The following is a 16,023-nucleotide window of genomic DNA, read 5'->3' as shown; positions in this document are numbered from 1 at the left end:
TAGAAGAGACACTGAAAGGCAACTAGTGCTCGACGTCAACTTTTTCGACGAACTGAAGATCGGCCTTGCGACGGCCGACGACATCCACAACTGGTCGTACGGTGAGGTCAAGAAGCCGGAGACCATCAACTACCGCACGCTCAAGCCCGAGAAGGACGGCCTGTTCTGCGAGAAGATCTTCGGACCGACTCGCGACTGGGAGTGCTACTGCGGCAAGTACAAGCGCGTGCGCTTCAAGGGCATCATCTGTGAGCGCTGCGGCGTCGAGGTGACCAAGGCCAAGGTGCGCCGTGAGCGCATGGGCCACATCGAGCTGGCCGCCCCGGTCACGCACATCTGGTACTTCAAGGGTGTGCCGAGCCGGCTGGGCTACCTGCTCGACCTGGCGCCGAAGGATCTCGAGAAGATCATCTACTTCGCCGCCTACGTGATCACCGCCGTCGACGACGAGCTGCGTCACGCCGAGCTCTCGACCCGCGAGGCCGAGATCGGTGTGGAGCGCAAGGCGATCCTCGACGATCTCGAGGCCGCTCTCGCCGAGCGTCAGCAGAAGCTCGAGGCCGATCTGGCCGAGCTCGAGGCCGAGGGCGCCAAGGCCGACGCCAAGCGCAAGGTCCGCGACGCCGCCGAGCGTGAGCTCAAGCGCATGCGTGACCACGCGAACCGCGAGGTCGAGGCTCTCGACGAGATCTGGGACAAGTTCACCAAGCTCACCCCGGGCGATCTGATCGTCGACGAGCGTCTGTACCGCGAGCTCGAGGACCGTTTCGGCGAGTACTTCACCGGCTCGATGGGCGCCGAGGCCATCAAGAAGCTGCTCGAGAACTTCGACATCGAGGCCGAGGCCGAGTCGCTGCGCGAGACGATCCGCAGCGGCAAGGGCCAGAAGAAGCTGCGCGCGCTGAAGCGGCTGAAGGTCGTGGCGGCGTTCCAGCAGTCCGGCAACTCGCCCCAGGCGATGGTGCTCGACGCCGTGCCGGTGATCCCGCCGGAACTGCGCCCGATGGTTCAGCTCGACGGTGGCCGCTTCGCGACCTCCGATCTGAACGATCTGTACCGCCGTGTCATCAACCGCAACAACCGTCTCAAGCGACTGATCGACCTCGGTGCTCCCGAGATCATCGTCAACAACGAGAAGCGGATGCTGCAGGAGTCGGTGGACGCGCTGTTCGACAACGGCCGTCGCGGCCGTCCGGTCACCGGGCCGGGCAACCGCCCGCTGAAGTCCCTGAGCGATCTGCTCAAGGGCAAGCAGGGCCGATTCCGTCAGAACCTGCTCGGCAAGCGCGTCGACTACTCGGGCCGAAGCGTCATCGTCGTCGGCCCGCAGCTCAAGCTGCATCAGTGCGGCCTGCCGAAGCTGATGGCTCTGGAACTGTTCAAGCCCTTCGTGATGAAGCGTCTGGTGGATCTCAACCAGGCCCAGAACATCAAGTCGGCCAAGCGCATGGTGGAGCGTCAGCGCCCCGCCGTCTGGGATGTCCTCGAAGAGGTCATCGCCGAGCACCCGGTTCTGCTGAACCGTGCGCCGACGCTGCACCGACTCGGCATCCAGGCCTTCGAGCCGCAGCTGGTGGAGGGCAAGGCCATCCAGCTGCACCCGCTGGTCTGTGAGGCGTTCAACGCCGACTTCGACGGTGACCAGATGGCCGTGCACCTGCCGCTGTCCGCGGAGGCGCAGGCCGAGGCCCGCATCCTGATGCTGTCCTCGAACAACATCCTGTCGCCGGCATCGGGCCGCCCGCTGGCCATGCCGCGTCTGGACATGGTGACCGGCCTGTACTACCTGACCACCCAGAAGGACGGTCTGACCGGCGAGTACACCGGTGCCACGGACGGCGACGTGGAGCGCGGCGTCTACTCGAGCCCGGCCGAGGCCATCATGGCCGTCGACCGCGGTGCGCTGACCATCCAGTCGCGCATCAAGGTGCGGCTGACCGACCAGCGTCCGCCCGCCGACGTGGAGGCGGAGCTGTTCCCGGAGGGCTGGACCCGTGGTCAGCCGTGGGAGACCGTCACCACCCTGGGACGTGTGCTGTTCAACGAGCTGCTGCCGCGCGACTACCCGTTCATCGACGAGCAGATGCCGAAGAAGCGTCAGGCCGTGATCATCAACGATCTCGCCGAGCGCTACCCGATGATCGTCGTCGCGCAGACCGTCGACAAGCTGAAGGACGTGGGCTTCTACTGGGCCACCCGCTCGGGCGTCACCGTCTCGATGTCGGACGTTCTGGTGCCGCCGGCCAAGGCAGAGATCCTGGAGCGCTACGAGGAGCGGGCCGACGGTCTGGAGCGCAAGTTCCAGCGCGGTGGTCTTACCCCCGACGAGCGTCGCGACGCCCTGGTCGAGATCTGGAAGCAGGCCACCGAAGAGGTCGGTAAGGCGCTCGAGGACTACTACCCCGACGACAACCCGATCACGATGATCCCGAAGTCGGGTGCCACGGGCAACATGACCCAGGTCCGCAACCTGTCGGGTATGAAGGGCCTGGTGACGAACCCGAAGGGTGAGTTCATCCCGCGCCCGATCAAGTCCTCGTTCCGCGAGGGCCTGACCGTTGCCGAGTACTTCATCAACACGCACGGCGCTCGTAAGGGTCTGGCGGACACGGCACTGCGTACGGCCGACTCGGGCTACCTGACCCGTCGTCTGGTGGACGTGTCGCAGGACGTCATCGTCCGCGAGACCGACTGCGGCACCGAGCGCGGCATCGTGGTGCCGCTCGGCGAGAAGCAGCCGGACGGCAGCATCATCCGCGACGCCCACGTCGAGACCTCGGCGTACGCCCGTACGCTCGCGGCCGATGCGGTCGACGCGGACGGAAACGTCGTGGTGGAGCGCGGGCACGACCTGGGCGATCCGGCCATCGAGGCTCTCCTCGCGGCAGGCATCTCCGAGGTCAAGGTCCGTTCGGTCCTGACCTGTGCCACCGGCACCGGCGTGTGCGCGCACTGCTACGGCCGTTCGATGGCCACCGGCAAGCTCGTCGACATCGGCGAGGCCGTCGGCATCATCGCGGCGCAGTCGATCGGTGAGCCCGGCACGCAGCTGACGATGCGTACCTTCCACCAGGGTGGCGTCGGTGACGACATCACCGGTGGTCTGCCGCGAGTCACCGAGCTGTTCGAAGCCCGTGTCCCCAAGGGCAAGGCCCCGATCGCCGAGGTCTCGGGCCGGGTCCGCATGGAGGACGACGACCGGTTCTACAAGATCACGATCATCCCGGACGACGGGAGCGACGAGGTCGTGTACGACAAGCTGTCGAAGCGTCAGCGTCTGCGCGTGTTCCGCCACGAGGACGGCAGCGAGCGTCTGCTGGCCGACGGCGATCACGTCGAGGTCGGTCAGCAGCTCCTCGAGGGCGCTGCCGATCCGCACGAGGTGCTCCGCGTGATGGGCCCGCGTCAGGTGCAGATCCACCTGGTCAACGAGGTCCAGGAGGTGTACCGGAGCCAGGGTGTGTCGATCCACGACAAGCACGTGGAGACGATCGTCCGCCAGATGCTGCGCCGTGTGACGATCATCGACTCCGGCGCCACCGAGTTCCTGCCCGGTTCGCTCACCGAGCGCGCCGAGTTCGAGGCGGCCAACCGGGCCGTCGTCGCCGAGGGCGGGGAGCCGGCTGCCGGCCGACCGGTCCTCATGGGCATCACGAAGGCCTCGCTGGCCACCGATTCGTGGCTGTCGGCGGCGTCGTTCCAGGAGACCACCCGCGTGCTGACCGATGCGGCGATCAACAATCGCAGCGACAAGCTCGTCGGCCTCAAGGAGAACGTGATCATCGGTAAGCTGATCCCGGCCGGTACCGGTATCAACCGCTACCGCAACATCGAGGTCCAGCCGACCGAGGAGGCCCGCGCAGCGGCGTACGCCCTGCCGACCTACGACGACACCTACTACAGCCCGGACGGCACCTTCGGTGCCCCGAGCGGTGCCGCCGTTCCGCTGGACGACTACGGCTTCGGCAGCGACTTCCGCTGATCCGACCGAACGCAGGGTCCCGTCTCCATCCGGAGGCGGGACCCTCGTCGTATCGTGCCTCGACCCGGCGAACGCCGCCGATTTAGAACGTGTTCTACGATGGCCGCATGGCTCTGATCACCGACAGTTGGATCGACATCGACGCTCCCGCCGCCGTGGTGTGGCAGGTGCTGACCGACTTCGATGCGTACGGCGAATGGAATCCCTTCCAGGTGGAGTGCCGATCCACCCTGCGGCCGGGCGATCCGATCGACATGCGCTTCCGGCTCGGTCCGGGCGGGCTGAAGCGGACGCGTGAGTACATCGACGCCGTCGACGAGGGCCGGTCGTTCTCCTATCGGATGAAGCCCGCGCCGTTCGGCGCGGTGCGCAGCCTGCGCAGGCACACCGTGGTGGACCTCGGCGACGGACGCAGCCGGTACGAGTCGCACTTCGAGATCACCGGCCCGGCGTCGGGCATCGTCAAGCTGCTGTTCGGCAAGGAGCTCGTCGCGAAGTTCGCTTCCGTGACGCGGGCTCTGGCGCCACGTGCGGAGGAACTCGCCCGGGAATGAGCGCGGCGTGCGCTCAGGCGCCGATCGCGCGCGCGATCATCGGCCATGAATTGCGAAGGTCGGCGTAGAACAGGCCCCAGGTGTGGACGCCGTCGGGCCGGTGCACGAAGGTGTGCGGGATACCCAGGGCGCTCAGCCGGTCGGCCATATTCGTGGTGCACCGCAGCGCGATGGCCTCCATGATGTTGCCGCCGACGAGCCCGCCGCCGGTGCGCAGCGGATCACCGTCGACGGGACCGGGCAGGCCCGAACCCGCCGACAGGTAGACGGCGGTGCCGCGCAGCTTGGCGGCATTGAGCACTGGATCGTGGGCACGCCAGGCCGGGCCGCCGGGAGGTCCCCACATATTGAGCACGTTGCCGCCGCCGCGGGCGACGATCGCCGTGGCCGCGATGGTGCCGAGCGGATCGGCGGCGCCGGGACAGCCGCTGTACGCGGCCACGGCGCGGTACTTTCCGGGCGCCTGCGTCGCGAGGTCGAGTGCCGGACCGGCGGACATGGAGACACCCGAGAGTGCGCTGACTCCGTTGGTGCGGAAGGCTCGGTTCACCGCTGCGGGGAGCTCCCGGTTGACGAAGGTCTGCCACTTGTTGCGGCCGAGGATCGGGTCGTCGGAGATCCAGTCGGTCATCATCGAGAACCGTCCGCCGATCGGCAGGACCACATTGGTGCGCTTATCGGCGAAGAACCGGCGAACCGGTGTGTTGTCGTACCAGGAGATCCCGTCCTCGGCACCGCCGGCGCCCGGCAGCATGTAGAAAGTCGGAAGTCCGCTCGGCCGTCCGGCGGGATGCAACACGTGCGCGCGGATCGTGCGATGCATCGACGGCGAGTACACCGAGATCAGGCTGACGGTGGCACTGATCCGTTGTTCCGCGGTCACGCGGGGCGCCGCATCGGCCGGAGCGGCGGGCAGCACCAGGAGCGCCATCGTGCCGGCGAGGGCGATGATCGCGAGGCGTGCGATCCAGGGCATGCGTCGAGTAGTGCGAGTTCCTGCCATACAGGGCACCGTACGAGACGGGTGTGACGGATGGGAAACCGGCAAAGCCGGTCGTTTCTGAATCGATAGAGTCGCGAGACTCGGCCCCCGTCGCCGGCGTGCGTTCGCGAGGAATGGATTTGTGCCACCTCGACCTGGGCGAAGTCAGATTCGTGCCACGTCGTCCGTTCAGCCGAAACGAACCCGGAATCTGGCACGAATTATGATTCGACCGATTTGCGAAGAGATCCGCCCCCTTCTGGAGAAGAACTGTGACTGAGCCCATGAACCGTGCGCAGCGCCGCGCACTCGATCGCGCCGAAGGCGCGCGCCGACGCCGGCTGAAGAAGGGGATCGCTGCGGTGGGAGCCGTCGCGGCTCTGGGTGCAGGTGCGGCCATGGCTCCCGCGGGTCACGCCTTCGCGGAGACCTCGACCACCGCGATCGCCGGGCTGGGCGATCTGGACCCGAACGCGATCCTCGGCATGCTCGACGATCCGATGGTCTCCCAATTCGTCGAGATGTGCCGGACGGGTGCGCTCGCGACCGGTCCGGACTCGTCGAAGAGCACGGACTTCGATCCGGCGGCCCCGCCGCAGGCGATCGCGGACTGCAAGGGCTCCAACGGAACGGGCGTCGCGTTGGTGCTGCCCGAGACTCTCGAGGTCGGCCAGGCGGCCGAGAACATGGTGCTCGACCTCGGTGACGACATCAACCTGCTCGTCGTCAAGTACCGGATGGGGGAGCGGAACCTGCTCGAGATCCTCGGCGGCGTCACCCTCGGCAGGGACTTCGTGAAGGGCGCTGCCTCCGCGCTGGGCATGCCGAGGGTCGATCCGGGCGCGTTCGACAAGTACAAGACCTACGCCGAGATCCAGCGCGACGCGGCCCTGCCGGTGAACAGGGCGGCGAAGGACGGATGCCTCCAGAACGACGGATCGATCAAGAACACGGTGCTGGGCGGCTGCCTCTTCGTCGGCGGTACGAAGGTCACCAAGGGCGAGGATCTCAATCTCGAGAAGCGCACCGAGGCGCTCAAGCTCGCCGAATACCTGACCAACCACAAGTACGACTACACCCAGCCGCAGGATCTGCCTGCTCCGGTGAAGCCGATCGGCAGTTCCACCATCGTCGGCGACGGCATCAACGTCGCGCTGTCGATGCGCGGGGGAACTGCGCTCGCGCAGACCGCCAACGCGCTGGCGGTAGCGCTCGCCGGCGCCGATCACGGGCGGACGTCGACCGCGCAGTCGCAGCTGGGTCTCGCGTCCGCGGTGAACATGGACACCAGCGACATCAAGTTCACCTGGTTCGGACAGGAACTCGACTTCACCCAGCTGCGCAATGCGGGTCTGCTCGACTCCAGCCTCGCGGGTGAGGCCGGGGCCGACGCCGCCGGAATGCTCGATCTGGTCGACGGCATCAACGGCAACCTGCCGGGTCTGAAGGAGGTGGCCTGCTTCGGCTTCCAGACGCGGGCGACGGCGGAGGGCCTCGGTTCGTGTACCAACGCCCTCGGCACGTTCGACTACTACAAGGATCTGCGTCCGGTCACCGACGGCGGTCACCGCCAGGAGCAGTGGGGACTGACCGACGTCACGTCGTTGCTCTTCGGCAACGATGCGCTGCTGAAGCAGATGGCACCGCTGCTGTCGGGCGACGGCGACCTCGGCTCGATGATGGACACTCCGTTCGTGGCCGACATGCTCAAGGCGTTGATGTCCGGCGAGGACCGGATCAAGTTCGCCAAGGACTTCGTGCGGTTCACCAAGGACGTGCAGACGGTGTACGCCAAGGAACCGGTGTTCGAGGCCGACGGGGTGACCCCGAAGCTCGATGCCGACGGCAAGCAGGTGATGCGGGTCAAGACCGCGCCGCGGATGGTCGGCGTGTACGAGTGGGTCAATGAGGAGTACCAGGCGCCGGTCGTCGACGAGAACGGCGCTCCCGTCATCGACGAGGAGACCGGCGAGCAGAAGACCGAGACCAAGACCAGGTCGGTGAAGAAGCCAAAGCTCGGTCCCGACGGCAAGCAGCTGATGGAGCAGGCCACCGATGAGTCCGGTGCGCCGATCCTCGATCCGGTGGTGGAGCGGACCGTCACCGCGCACTGGCTGACCAGTGATTACGGACTGCGCAACCCGATCACCGTGGAATGGCTCGGACACCAGATCGTGTTCTTCCCGCCGGTGGAGGTGAACGGCAGCACTCGCCCGAACCTGATCGGACTGCCGCAGATCACGAGGATCACTCAGGGTGCGCACGCCGGCCTGCTGCCGAAGATCAGCCTGGTGCAGGTGGACAATCCGTTCGGACTCGGCACCCTGAGCCTCGACAACCCCTTCGATCCCATCGGGACACTGCGCAACTACCTGAACACTGTCACGATCGGCGACGACGTGAAGTTCGCCAAGAACCTGATCGACGGGCTCACTGCGAAGCAGACAGGGCCGACAGGGCCGGGGAGTACTGCCGAGCCGACGCAGGATGACGACACGGCGACCCCCGCCGCGGTCACCACCTCCGCTCCCGAGCGTGCGCTCGCCGACGCGGTCGTCGGCGAACCGTCGACGAATCTGCCTCCGATGATCGTCAACCCGGCTCCGGAGCCGGCTCCGATCGAGATCGTCGAGCCCGCGCCGTCCCAGGAGACGCCGACCCAGGAGACGCCGTCTGAGGAGCCCGCCGCCGAGACGCCTGCGAGCGAGACCCCTGCGAGCGACCAGCCCGCGCCGGAGACTTCCGCCACCGAGCCCGAGCCCGCCCTCGCGGGCTGATCCGCCCGCCGGTGTTCCCATACAGTTGACGCATGGGTGTCCCGACCCGCTACCGATGGCTGCTCCACGTCGACCTCGACCAGTTCCAGGTCTCCGTGGAGCGGCAGCGGCGACCGGAGTTGGTCGGACAGGCGGTGATCGTCGGCGGGGACGGCGATCCGACGCGTGCCCGGCAGGTGGTGACCTGCGCCTCGTACGAGGCGCGCGCGGACGGAGTACGGGCAGGTATGCCGATGCGCGCCGCGAGCAAGAAGGCGCCCGACGCGGTATTCCTCCCGCTCGACATGGGGGAGTACGAAGCCGCATCCGAGCGCGTGATGGACGTCCTCCGGGGATTCGGCGATGCACTCGAGGTGTGGGGCTGGGATGAGGCCTATCTGGGAATCGAAGACCGCGCGGGCCCGCGTCTGCTGAGTGCCGCCGACGTCATCGAGACGGCGCGGAGCATCAGACGAGCGGTGGTGGCGGCGACCGGGTTGGACTGCTGCGTGGGCGTCTCCGACAACAAACAGCGTGCCAAGGCGGCGACCGGATTCGCGAAGCAGGCCGTCCGGAGTCCGGAGGCCGGCGAGGAACAGCGGGTCTTCGTGCTCGACGACGGCAACTGGGCCTCGCTGATGAACCACCGTCCCTGCCGCGAACTGTGGAGTGTGGGATCGCGGACCGCGGCCAAGCTGTCGGCCGCGGGAATCGACACTGTGGCGCAGCTCGCCGCCGCCGATCGAGACGACTTGACGGCGATGTTCGGCCCGCACCAGGGCGACTGGCTGTACGTGCTGTGCCGGGGCGGAGGCGATGACGCGATCTCCGACGAGCCGCGGATCGCCAAGTCGCATTCGAAGGCGCGGACCTACGACACCGACCTCACCGATCCCGGCCGACTGCACGAGGCGGTGCGGGCCCTCACCGAGGAGGTGCTCGAACAGGTGGTCGCGGAGGGGCGCACCCCGTTCCGTGTCGGCCTCACCGTACGGACGGCCACATTCTTCACCAGAACCAAGATGCGTAAGCTGCCGGCTCCGACGACGTCTCTCGATGCGATCGCGGCTGTCGCGGACGATTTGCTCGACGCCTTCGAGATCGACCGGCCGATCAGACTGCTCGCGGTGCGGCTGGAACTGCTCGACCCGGAGTGAATCCGGCGGCAGTGCGGCCGCCGGATTCCGGCGCGGGTCAGGTGAGGTTCACTCCGGCCGAACGAGCGTGCAACTCGCGGATCTCGTCGGCCAGTTCGGGGGCCGGACCGGAGACGGGGACGTCCGGTGCGACCTCGTTGATCGGCAGGGCCGCGACCGGGCCCTCGGGCAGACCCCACTCGGTGCGCCAGGTGCTGAGCCGGCGGGCGCCGACCGCGTAGACGATCCGCCCCAGCCCGACCCACGCGTGCGCCGCCGAACACATCGGACAGTGTTCGCCGGAGGTATAGTCGGTGGCCGCGGCTCGTTGTTCCTCGGTCAGATTCTTCGCCGCCCACCGGGCGATCGCGAACTCCGGGTGCCGCGTGCGGTCGCCGGCACCGACCCGGTTGCGGTCGGCGAACCGGACCATGCCCTCGGCATCGACGATCAGCGAGCCGAACGGTTCGTCGCCCGAGTCGAGCGCTTCGCGGGCGAGAGTGATGCATCGACGCAGGTGCACCAGGTCCACGTCGGTCGGTGCGGTGATCGTGTGGGTCATGCGGCCGACGTTACCGTGGAGAACCCCGCGGTCAGCGGGGTACCCGGAACGCGAGGAGCCGGGCGTCGGCGTCCACGTCGAGCCCGAGGCGATCCCAGGGCACACCGATGCGCAGCACCGCGTAGGCGGAGGTCGGAAACCGGTCGATCTCGCCGGCCGGATCGAGGCTCAGGGCGGTCTCCGGCATGCCGGGGAAGTGCCCCACCACCAGCACGGTGGACGCTTCGGGCGGGGTGTGGATCCGAACCGCCTCGAACACCTCCGACGGCGTCCCGCCGTACAGATCGTCGATGAACTCCACCGGCGCGGCGACGCCGGTCTGTTCGAGGGTCATCCTCGTCCTGAGCGAGGTGGAACAGAGCACCTGATCGACGGCGAGGCGGTCCTCGGTCATCCATCGTCCGGCGAGCTGCGCCTGCCGCATCCCGCGCTCATTCAGCGGGCGATCGTGATCGTAGACACCGTCCGGATAGGCGGACTTGCCGTGCCGCATCAGAATGAGGGTGCGGTCGGTCATGCGGCACCGGTACTGCGCACGGTGCGGTCGGCCGCCATGCGCCGAAGCAGTTGAGCGGTCTCTCGCCACGCCGAGACCTCCTGCACGTAGAGGACGTGCTCCTCGATGCGTTCGTCGGTGAGCGCCTCGTCGGCGAGCTCGGTCAGTTCCAGCAGTTCGTCGACGCAGTGGTTGATCAACGCCGGGATGCGCGAGCCCCCGCAGGCATCGTCGATGTCCTGCGACGACAGTGTCGTCATCCGCTCGAGTTCTCTGCGATAGCTCATGCCCACACGGTAGATCCAGGGGGTGACAGAACCGGGCAGGCGCGGCCGCGGCGGGGCCGGACGAGGCTTAAACCCGCTGTGGCCGCAACCCTGTGCGGCGCCTCGGGATCTTCGTACGGTTCCATCCATGACGACAACACAGCTCATCGACATCCCGGATTCGCGGACCCCGCTCAACTCCATCGCCGCCGCCACGGCCGATGCCGTCGCCGCCAGGGCGAGCAATGCCCAGGTGGTCTTCGGCGCATCCGCGGTGGCGACGGCCGGAGTGTCGAGCGAGGTCTCCCTGCGCTCGTTCAGCGTCCGGGTCGACGAGCCGCCGACCCTCGGCGGAACCGACAGCGCGCCCAACCCGGTCGAGTACTACCTGGCCGCACTGCTGTCGTGCCAGGTGGTGACCTACCGCTTCTGGGCCGAACGGCTCGGGGTGGAGTTCGACGATCTCACTCTGTCGGCCGAAGGTGATCTGGACGTCCGCGGGTTCTTCGGACTCGACGCCGACGTGCGACCGGGATTCACCGCGGTGCGCGTGATCGCCGACATCTCCGGACCTGCGTCGGACGGGGACTACCAGCGGCTCCAGGAGATCGTCGAACGCCACTGCCCGGTGCAGGACCTGACGGTGAACGCCACGCCGGTCACCACCGAACTCCGCATCGCACGCTGAGTCCCACCGGCCGGTAGCCGACTCGGGCGGTGTCGCGGGCACTAATCTGTCAGTGATGCATACCTGGGCACCGATACTGCTCGCGATCACCGCAGCAGTGCTGATCGCCGGCGGAACCGTGCTTCGGCAGCGGGCGTCGGCCGCCAGTGGCGCCATCACCGCCGGCTGGTGGCTCGGAGCCGTGATCGCACTGGCCGGCTTCGGTCTCCAGGCCGCCGCGCTCGGCCTCGGATCGATACTCGTGGTCCAGCCACTGGTGGTGCTGGCGGTCCTGTTCGCGCTGCCCATGGAGGCCTGGATAGACAGACGCCGGTTCGAGCGCGCCGAATGGCTGTGGGGTCTGACGCTCGTGGTGTGCGTGGTCCTGTTCCTGGTGCTCGCGCGCCCGGTATCGACCGATCGGCGACCGAACGTGGTGGTCATGGGCATCACGGTCGGGGCATTGGTGCTGGGGATCATCGGAATCGTGGTCAATGCCGAACGGTGCCGGAGCGCGCATTTCCGAGCGCTGAGCTACGGTCTGGCGTCCGGAGCGTTGTTCGGCGTGTCCGCACTGCTCATCAAGGCTGTCGCCCTGCGCATCGTGGACGACCCGCTGTCCGTGCTCCCGCATGCCGAGCTGTACCTGCTCATCGCGGTCATCGTGCTGGCGATCGTCGCGCAGCAGCGGGGTTTCGGTGCCGGCGATCTGCAGACCTCGTTCCCCGCGATGAACGTGATGGAACCGACCGTCGCCATGATCCTCGGCGTCGCACTGCTCGGCGAGAACATCTACGTCAGCGCGCCGACGGCCGTGTTCCTCTGCGTCGTGGCGCTGGTCGCGGCGACGGCGGTGGTCAAGCTCGCCCAGGACGCGGCGGTCCGAGGCGGACAGCGGAGTGAGACGCGTGAAGAGCGGGTGAACGTCGGACCGTGACGTCCACGCACTGAGTCGGGGTGTGTGCCGGCTCAGTCCTGCTCGATGAGCGCCGGGAGCGACTGCGCCCATTCCTCGGCGGCCTTGGCCGGCTTCACCGCCGAGGACGCGTCGTGGCGGAAATGCTCGCCGACCTGGACCGCGCCCAGCTCGGTGAGCTTGGCAGCCATGATCTCGCCGCCCTTGTTGTAGGTGTCGCCGTAGACGGTGTCGCCCATGCCGAACACCGCGAAACGCAGCCCGGCGAGGTCCGGCTTCTCCTCGTCCAGTTCGTCCGCGAACGGGAGCGCGCTGGAGGGCAGTTCGCCCTCGCCGTAGGTGGAACAGACGACCACCAGGAAGTCGTTCGCGTCGAGATCCTCGACCGCGAACTCCGCCATGTCGTACACCGACGGATCGTGGTCTGCTGCCAATACGTCTGCGATGGCGTCGGCCACGAGCTCGCCGGTGCCGGTCTCGGTGCCGTAGAGGATGACAGCTGACATAGTTGCTTACTCCTGGGTATTGCGGTCTGCGACGACGATTACGGTAGCGTAACCTAATCGCTCAGTCGAATCCCCTACCAGGGACTTTGTTCCCTCATGAGGCCGGGGCGGACCCTTTTCCCCACTGTCGTGACGACCGAGGGGCCCGTGATCGACGCTGCGATGAGGCTCGAGTGGCTGCCGGGACCATAGTCCTTTACGGGTGATGCTGTTGCCCATGAGGTGCCGAGCGTGGATACGATTGACGCCCGTCTAAGAAAGTAGGTCCCCATGGACTGGAGTTCGTTCTGGAACGTGATCTGGTACACGGTGCTGGTCTTCGCCTTCATCGCATACCTGATGGTGCTCTTCATGGTCCTGACCGACCTGTTCCGCGACCACAAGCTGGCCGCCGGATGGAAGGTCGTCTGGATCATCTTCCTCATCGTTCTTCCGTATCTCACAGCGTTCGTCTACCTGATCGCGCGCGGGCGCGGCATGACCGAACGCAGTCAGGCAGCGGCGCTGGCCGCGGAGAAGGCGAACCAGGAGTACATCCGGCACGCGGCGGGCAAGAGCTCGCCGGCCGCCGACATCGCGACCGCGAAGTCGCTGCTCGATGCGGGCACCATCACCGAGGCCGAGTACGAGGCCCTCAAGGCCAAGGCCCTCGCGTCCTGAGCTGATCGCATTCGACCCGATGCCCGGGACCTGCTCGTCAGGTTCCGGGCATCTGCGTCTCTCGGTGCACTGCGTCTTCCGGGCGCAGTCCGCGGGTCCGATTACTGTGGGGGACGATCGGACTGCCACGGGAAGGGGCGTGATGGCGACGCGCATCGACAGCTGGATCTGGGCGATCCGGCTCACCAAGACGCGGTCGGCCGCGGGTGCCGCGTGCCGCGCCGGACACGTCCAGCTCAACGGTGCGACCGCCAAACCCGCGGCGCCGGTGTCGATCGGCGACCGGGTCACCGTGCGGCTGAACGGTCGCGAGCGGATCGTCGAGGTGACGCGGCTGATCAGCAAACGGGTCTCCGCACCGGCCGCGGCCGAGTGCTACATCGACCACAGTCCGCCTCCGCCGCCGCGGGAGGTTCTTGCCAGCCTCCCGCGGCGCGATCGGGGTTCGGGACGGCCGACGAAGCGCGAACGCAGGCAACTCGACCGTTTCCGCTCGGAGATCATTCTGGTGACGCTGGCCGCGCTCGCGGCGCTGCTGCTCGCCGGGTGCTCGGGCGGCGGTTCCGACTCGGCGGATGTCTCCGAGACGCCGAAGGCGGGAACGGGTCCGCAGTTCGCGCGATGCGGTGGGCTGACGACCGACGACGTGGTCCGGATGTCGGGCATGGCGGGTCTGCGGCTGGCGATCGACAATCCCTCGACGTGTGAATGGCGCGCCGACGCGCAGCGCAACGGTTCGGTCTCGTTCAACTGGTACCGCGGCTCGCCGATCGGACGCGAGCGAGGGACCGAACAGCTCAGCCGCGACACGACGCAGGACTACGAGATCGACGGCAATCCCGGCTTCCTCGCCCATACCGCGGGAATCTGCGAGATCGGCGTCGCGTGGGACGCCGACTTCATCGAGATCTCGCTGGCGTCGCCGATCAGTCCGGGCGCCGGTCCCACCATCGCCGAGGACCAGCTGTGCGGCGCCGCGAAGAGCATCACCGAGAAGGTCGTGAAGGGGGCGGCATGACGTCGATCCGGAGGCGGGCGACCGCGGCGGTGCTGGGCCTGGCGGCGGTCGCGGCGTCGGCAGCGTGCACGGTGGACGGACAACCCGTCCGCGAGGGAGGAGCGGTCGGTTCCGACACCGGCCACGTCGACACCAGCCGTTTCGACAAACTGCTCGCCGAGTGCGAGGTACTGCCCGCGGCGACGATCGCGAAGGCGGTGGGCGGAACCACCGCCGAATCGAACTTCTTCGGAGCGAACTGCCGTTGGTCGGTGCTGCCGCAGCAGATCGACGTGACCTTCAACTGGTTCGAGTGGGGCGATTACAACCTGGAGAAGGAGACCGCGCAGCATCTCGGCTTCACCACCGAGAACATCTCGGTGCAGAGTCAAGCGGCCTTCACCCAGCGCGACCCCGCGAGGCCGGCTGTCTGCGGAGTGACCGCGAAGTCGCCCGCGGGCGGGATCTTCACGTGGTGGGTGGAACCGGAGGGGCAGCAGGCCGGTGACGCCTGTGCCGCGCCGGTCAAACTGATGGAGTTGATCCTGACCGGCGCCAACTAGTCCGCGCGGGATTCACGGCGCGGAATGATTCACGGCGCGGGAATCGACGCCACCGAGACCGACGCCGCCACCTGCGGTTCGCCGGCGTCGTCCGGGATGACGAACCAGATCAGCAGGGTGCCGTCGAGCCGCTGCCTGCGGATGGTGACGCGCGTGCCGGGGGTGATCGGACGCAGGTACTCGATGATCGCCCGGTGCGGTCCGTCGATCAGGTCGGCGTGATGGACCAGCTCGTCCTCGACCGCTTCGAAATAGGCGGCGTTGTTGAGGTGCTTGAACGGGTCGAAGTCGGTGATCCGCAGGACGTGTTCCCGGTCGGGCAGTTCCAGTGCTTCGGCCGCCGGCGGGGTGGCGGGATTCATCGCCCTCCAGCGCAACCGGTGCTCGTCCGTCATCGCGGTGAGCGTCTCCATCGCGAGATCGCTGATGCGTGCGGGCGTTCCCGACTCGGTCATGTTGATCCAGAAGGCCTCGGTCTCCACGAGGCCGTTGGGCCGAGGCTCGGGATTGAACCGGTTGGTGCCGCCGTCGGCGGTGATCCGGACGCGCATGTTGGTCCACCGCGTCGACAGTGCGCCGCACCACCGTTCCATCCTCAGCTCCGACGGCCAGGTGATCGGTTCGAGGACGTCGACCACGGTCCGGCGGATGATCCAGAAGGGGTCGGTGTCGGCGAACGGAAGGACGGCGATGTTGTCGTTCGCGACGTCCTGCAGATATCGAGCGATCCCGTCGAGCCGAACTCTCATGTCCTGGTCGATGTCGCCGGTCCGGACGCGGTATCCGGCCGAGTAGAAGTCGGCTCCCGGCTTGCGGTCCTCCAGGGGCCGGTAGGCCTGCGGTGCGGTCATTCGGGTGGGGACTCCTCTGCTTCGTCCGGAGACGGGGATACGCTTCGGGCATGGCGGGGTGTGACCTCGAATACGGTACTCTCGGAGAAACTAGAACACGTTCACCCTTGAGCTCGAAGGGATGTCCCA

At 67.4% G+C, this 16,023-nt stretch carries 15 protein-coding genes; 9 read left to right on the top strand and 6 right to left on the bottom strand.

Going from position 1 to position 16,023, the window contains the following annotated elements:
* Window positions 1–25 precede the first annotated feature (25 nt).
* Window positions 26–3,982 (top strand): DNA-directed RNA polymerase subunit beta', encoded by a 3,957-nt coding sequence (locus ABFX36_RS01440; protein ID WP_006894411.1) that lies wholly within the window; start codon window positions 26–28, stop codon window positions 3,980–3,982.
* A gap of 107 nt (window positions 3,983–4,089) precedes the next feature.
* Complete coding sequence (locus tag ABFX36_RS01435) at window positions 4,090–4,536, top strand: SRPBCC domain-containing protein (protein ID WP_346074725.1); 447 nt, start codon at window positions 4,090–4,092, stop codon at window positions 4,534–4,536.
* 13 nt (window positions 4,537–4,549) lie between these two features.
* Here the strand turns inward: ABFX36_RS01435 and ABFX36_RS01430 are convergent, their stop codons facing one another.
* Window positions 4,550–5,539, bottom strand: a complete 990-nt coding sequence (locus tag ABFX36_RS01430) for an alpha/beta hydrolase (RefSeq protein WP_428832036.1) — start codon at window positions 5,537–5,539, stop codon at window positions 4,550–4,552.
* Window positions 5,540–5,790: 251 nt separating this feature from the next.
* Here ABFX36_RS01430 and ABFX36_RS01425 point away from each other — a divergent pair, with 251 nt between their 5' ends.
* Together ABFX36_RS01425 and ABFX36_RS01420 are read left to right on the top strand one after the other, a co-directional pair.
* Window positions 5,791–8,295, top strand: coding sequence for a hypothetical protein (locus tag ABFX36_RS01425; protein ID WP_346074724.1), 2,505 nt, complete (start codon window positions 5,791–5,793; stop codon window positions 8,293–8,295).
* A gap of 32 nt (window positions 8,296–8,327) precedes the next feature.
* A complete protein-coding gene (locus ABFX36_RS01420) occupies window positions 8,328–9,431 on the top strand; it encodes a DNA polymerase IV (RefSeq protein ID WP_062367410.1) in 1,104 nt (367 codons plus the stop codon).
* 37 nt (window positions 9,432–9,468) lie between these two features.
* Here the strand turns inward: ABFX36_RS01420 and ABFX36_RS01415 are convergent, their stop codons facing one another.
* The 3 genes from ABFX36_RS01415 to ABFX36_RS01405 are packed head-to-tail and all read right to left on the bottom strand — an operon-like array spanning window position 9,469 to window position 10,755.
* Complete coding sequence (locus ABFX36_RS01415) at window positions 9,469–9,972, bottom strand: nucleoside deaminase (RefSeq protein WP_346074723.1); 504 nt, start codon at window positions 9,970–9,972, stop codon at window positions 9,469–9,471.
* A 31-nt stretch (window positions 9,973–10,003) separates the two neighbouring features.
* Window positions 10,004–10,489, bottom strand: a complete 486-nt coding sequence (locus tag ABFX36_RS01410; protein ID WP_006894417.1) for a SixA phosphatase family protein — start codon at window positions 10,487–10,489, stop codon at window positions 10,004–10,006.
* On the bottom strand, window positions 10,486–10,755 hold the full coding sequence (locus ABFX36_RS01405; RefSeq protein WP_346074722.1) for a hypothetical protein: 270 nt from the start codon (window positions 10,753–10,755) through the stop codon (window positions 10,486–10,488). The genes ABFX36_RS01410 and ABFX36_RS01405 overlap by 4 nt, the downstream gene beginning before the upstream one ends.
* A gap of 127 nt (window positions 10,756–10,882) precedes the next feature.
* Between ABFX36_RS01405 and ABFX36_RS01400 the strand changes: the two genes are divergently transcribed.
* A complete protein-coding gene (locus ABFX36_RS01400; RefSeq protein WP_062367406.1) occupies window positions 10,883–11,422 on the top strand; it encodes an OsmC family protein in 540 nt (179 codons plus the stop codon).
* 55 nt (window positions 11,423–11,477) lie between these two features.
* On the top strand, window positions 11,478–12,338 hold the full coding sequence (locus tag ABFX36_RS01395; RefSeq protein ID WP_039866598.1) for a DMT family transporter: 861 nt from the start codon (window positions 11,478–11,480) through the stop codon (window positions 12,336–12,338).
* Between the two features lie 32 nt (window positions 12,339–12,370).
* On the opposite strand, the gene ABFX36_RS01390 is transcribed toward ABFX36_RS01395, so the two are convergent.
* Entirely contained in the window at window positions 12,371–12,823 is a 453-nt protein-coding gene (locus tag ABFX36_RS01390; protein ID WP_045536613.1) for a flavodoxin domain-containing protein, read from the bottom strand.
* A gap of 270 nt (window positions 12,824–13,093) precedes the next feature.
* Here ABFX36_RS01390 and ABFX36_RS01385 point away from each other — a divergent pair, with 270 nt between their 5' ends.
* From ABFX36_RS01385 to ABFX36_RS01375, 3 genes are all read left to right on the top strand, one after another.
* On the top strand, window positions 13,094–13,483 hold the full coding sequence (locus ABFX36_RS01385; RefSeq protein WP_006894423.1) for an SHOCT domain-containing protein: 390 nt from the start codon (window positions 13,094–13,096) through the stop codon (window positions 13,481–13,483).
* Between the two features lie 142 nt (window positions 13,484–13,625).
* Entirely contained in the window at window positions 13,626–14,501 is an 876-nt protein-coding gene (locus tag ABFX36_RS01380; RefSeq protein WP_346074721.1) for a DUF3558 family protein, read from the top strand.
* Window positions 14,498–15,043 (top strand): DUF3558 domain-containing protein, encoded by a 546-nt coding sequence (locus ABFX36_RS01375; protein WP_006894425.1) that lies wholly within the window; start codon window positions 14,498–14,500, stop codon window positions 15,041–15,043. The genes ABFX36_RS01380 and ABFX36_RS01375 overlap by 4 nt, the downstream gene beginning before the upstream one ends.
* A gap of 29 nt (window positions 15,044–15,072) precedes the next feature.
* Here ABFX36_RS01375 and ABFX36_RS01370 read toward each other — a convergent pair whose 3' ends face one another.
* A complete protein-coding gene (locus ABFX36_RS01370) occupies window positions 15,073–15,894 on the bottom strand; it encodes an acyl-[acyl-carrier-protein] thioesterase (protein WP_346074720.1) in 822 nt (273 codons plus the stop codon).
* Window positions 15,895–16,023 lie beyond the last annotated feature (129 nt).

The sequence above is a fragment of the Gordonia cholesterolivorans genome (assembly GCF_039531975.1).
GTDB lineage: Bacteria > Actinomycetota > Actinomycetes > Mycobacteriales > Mycobacteriaceae > Gordonia > Gordonia sihwensis.
This window is presented reverse-complemented; position numbering and strand designations above follow the sequence as displayed.

Coding starts and splice junctions, on each gene's coding strand:
- ABFX36_RS01385 (WP_006894423.1), top strand. CDS start 13,094: ATGGACTGGAGTTCGTTCTGGAACGTGATCTGGTACACGGTGCTGGTC.
- ABFX36_RS01435 (WP_346074725.1), top strand. CDS start 4,090: ATGGCTCTGATCACCGACAGTTGGATCGACATCGACGCTCCCGCCGCC.
- ABFX36_RS01430 (WP_428832036.1), bottom strand. CDS start 5,539: ATGGCAGGAACTCGCACTACTCGACGCATGCCCTGGATCGCACGCCTC.
- ABFX36_RS01375 (WP_006894425.1), top strand. CDS start 14,498: ATGACGTCGATCCGGAGGCGGGCGACCGCGGCGGTGCTGGGCCTGGCG.
- ABFX36_RS01415 (WP_346074723.1), bottom strand. CDS start 9,972: ATGACCCACACGATCACCGCACCGACCGACGTGGACCTGGTGCACCTG.
- ABFX36_RS01400 (WP_062367406.1), top strand. CDS start 10,883: ATGACGACAACACAGCTCATCGACATCCCGGATTCGCGGACCCCGCTC.
- ABFX36_RS01410 (WP_006894417.1), bottom strand. CDS start 10,489: ATGACCGACCGCACCCTCATTCTGATGCGGCACGGCAAGTCCGCCTAT.
- ABFX36_RS01420 (WP_062367410.1), top strand. CDS start 8,328: ATGGGTGTCCCGACCCGCTACCGATGGCTGCTCCACGTCGACCTCGAC.
- ABFX36_RS01390 (WP_045536613.1), bottom strand. CDS start 12,823: ATGTCAGCTGTCATCCTCTACGGCACCGAGACCGGCACCGGCGAGCTC.
- ABFX36_RS01370 (WP_346074720.1), bottom strand. CDS start 15,894: ATGACCGCACCGCAGGCCTACCGGCCCCTGGAGGACCGCAAGCCGGGA.
- ABFX36_RS01405 (WP_346074722.1), bottom strand. CDS start 10,755: ATGAGCTATCGCAGAGAACTCGAGCGGATGACGACACTGTCGTCGCAG.
- ABFX36_RS01395 (WP_039866598.1), top strand. CDS start 11,478: ATGCATACCTGGGCACCGATACTGCTCGCGATCACCGCAGCAGTGCTG.
- ABFX36_RS01380 (WP_346074721.1), top strand. CDS start 13,626: ATGGCGACGCGCATCGACAGCTGGATCTGGGCGATCCGGCTCACCAAG.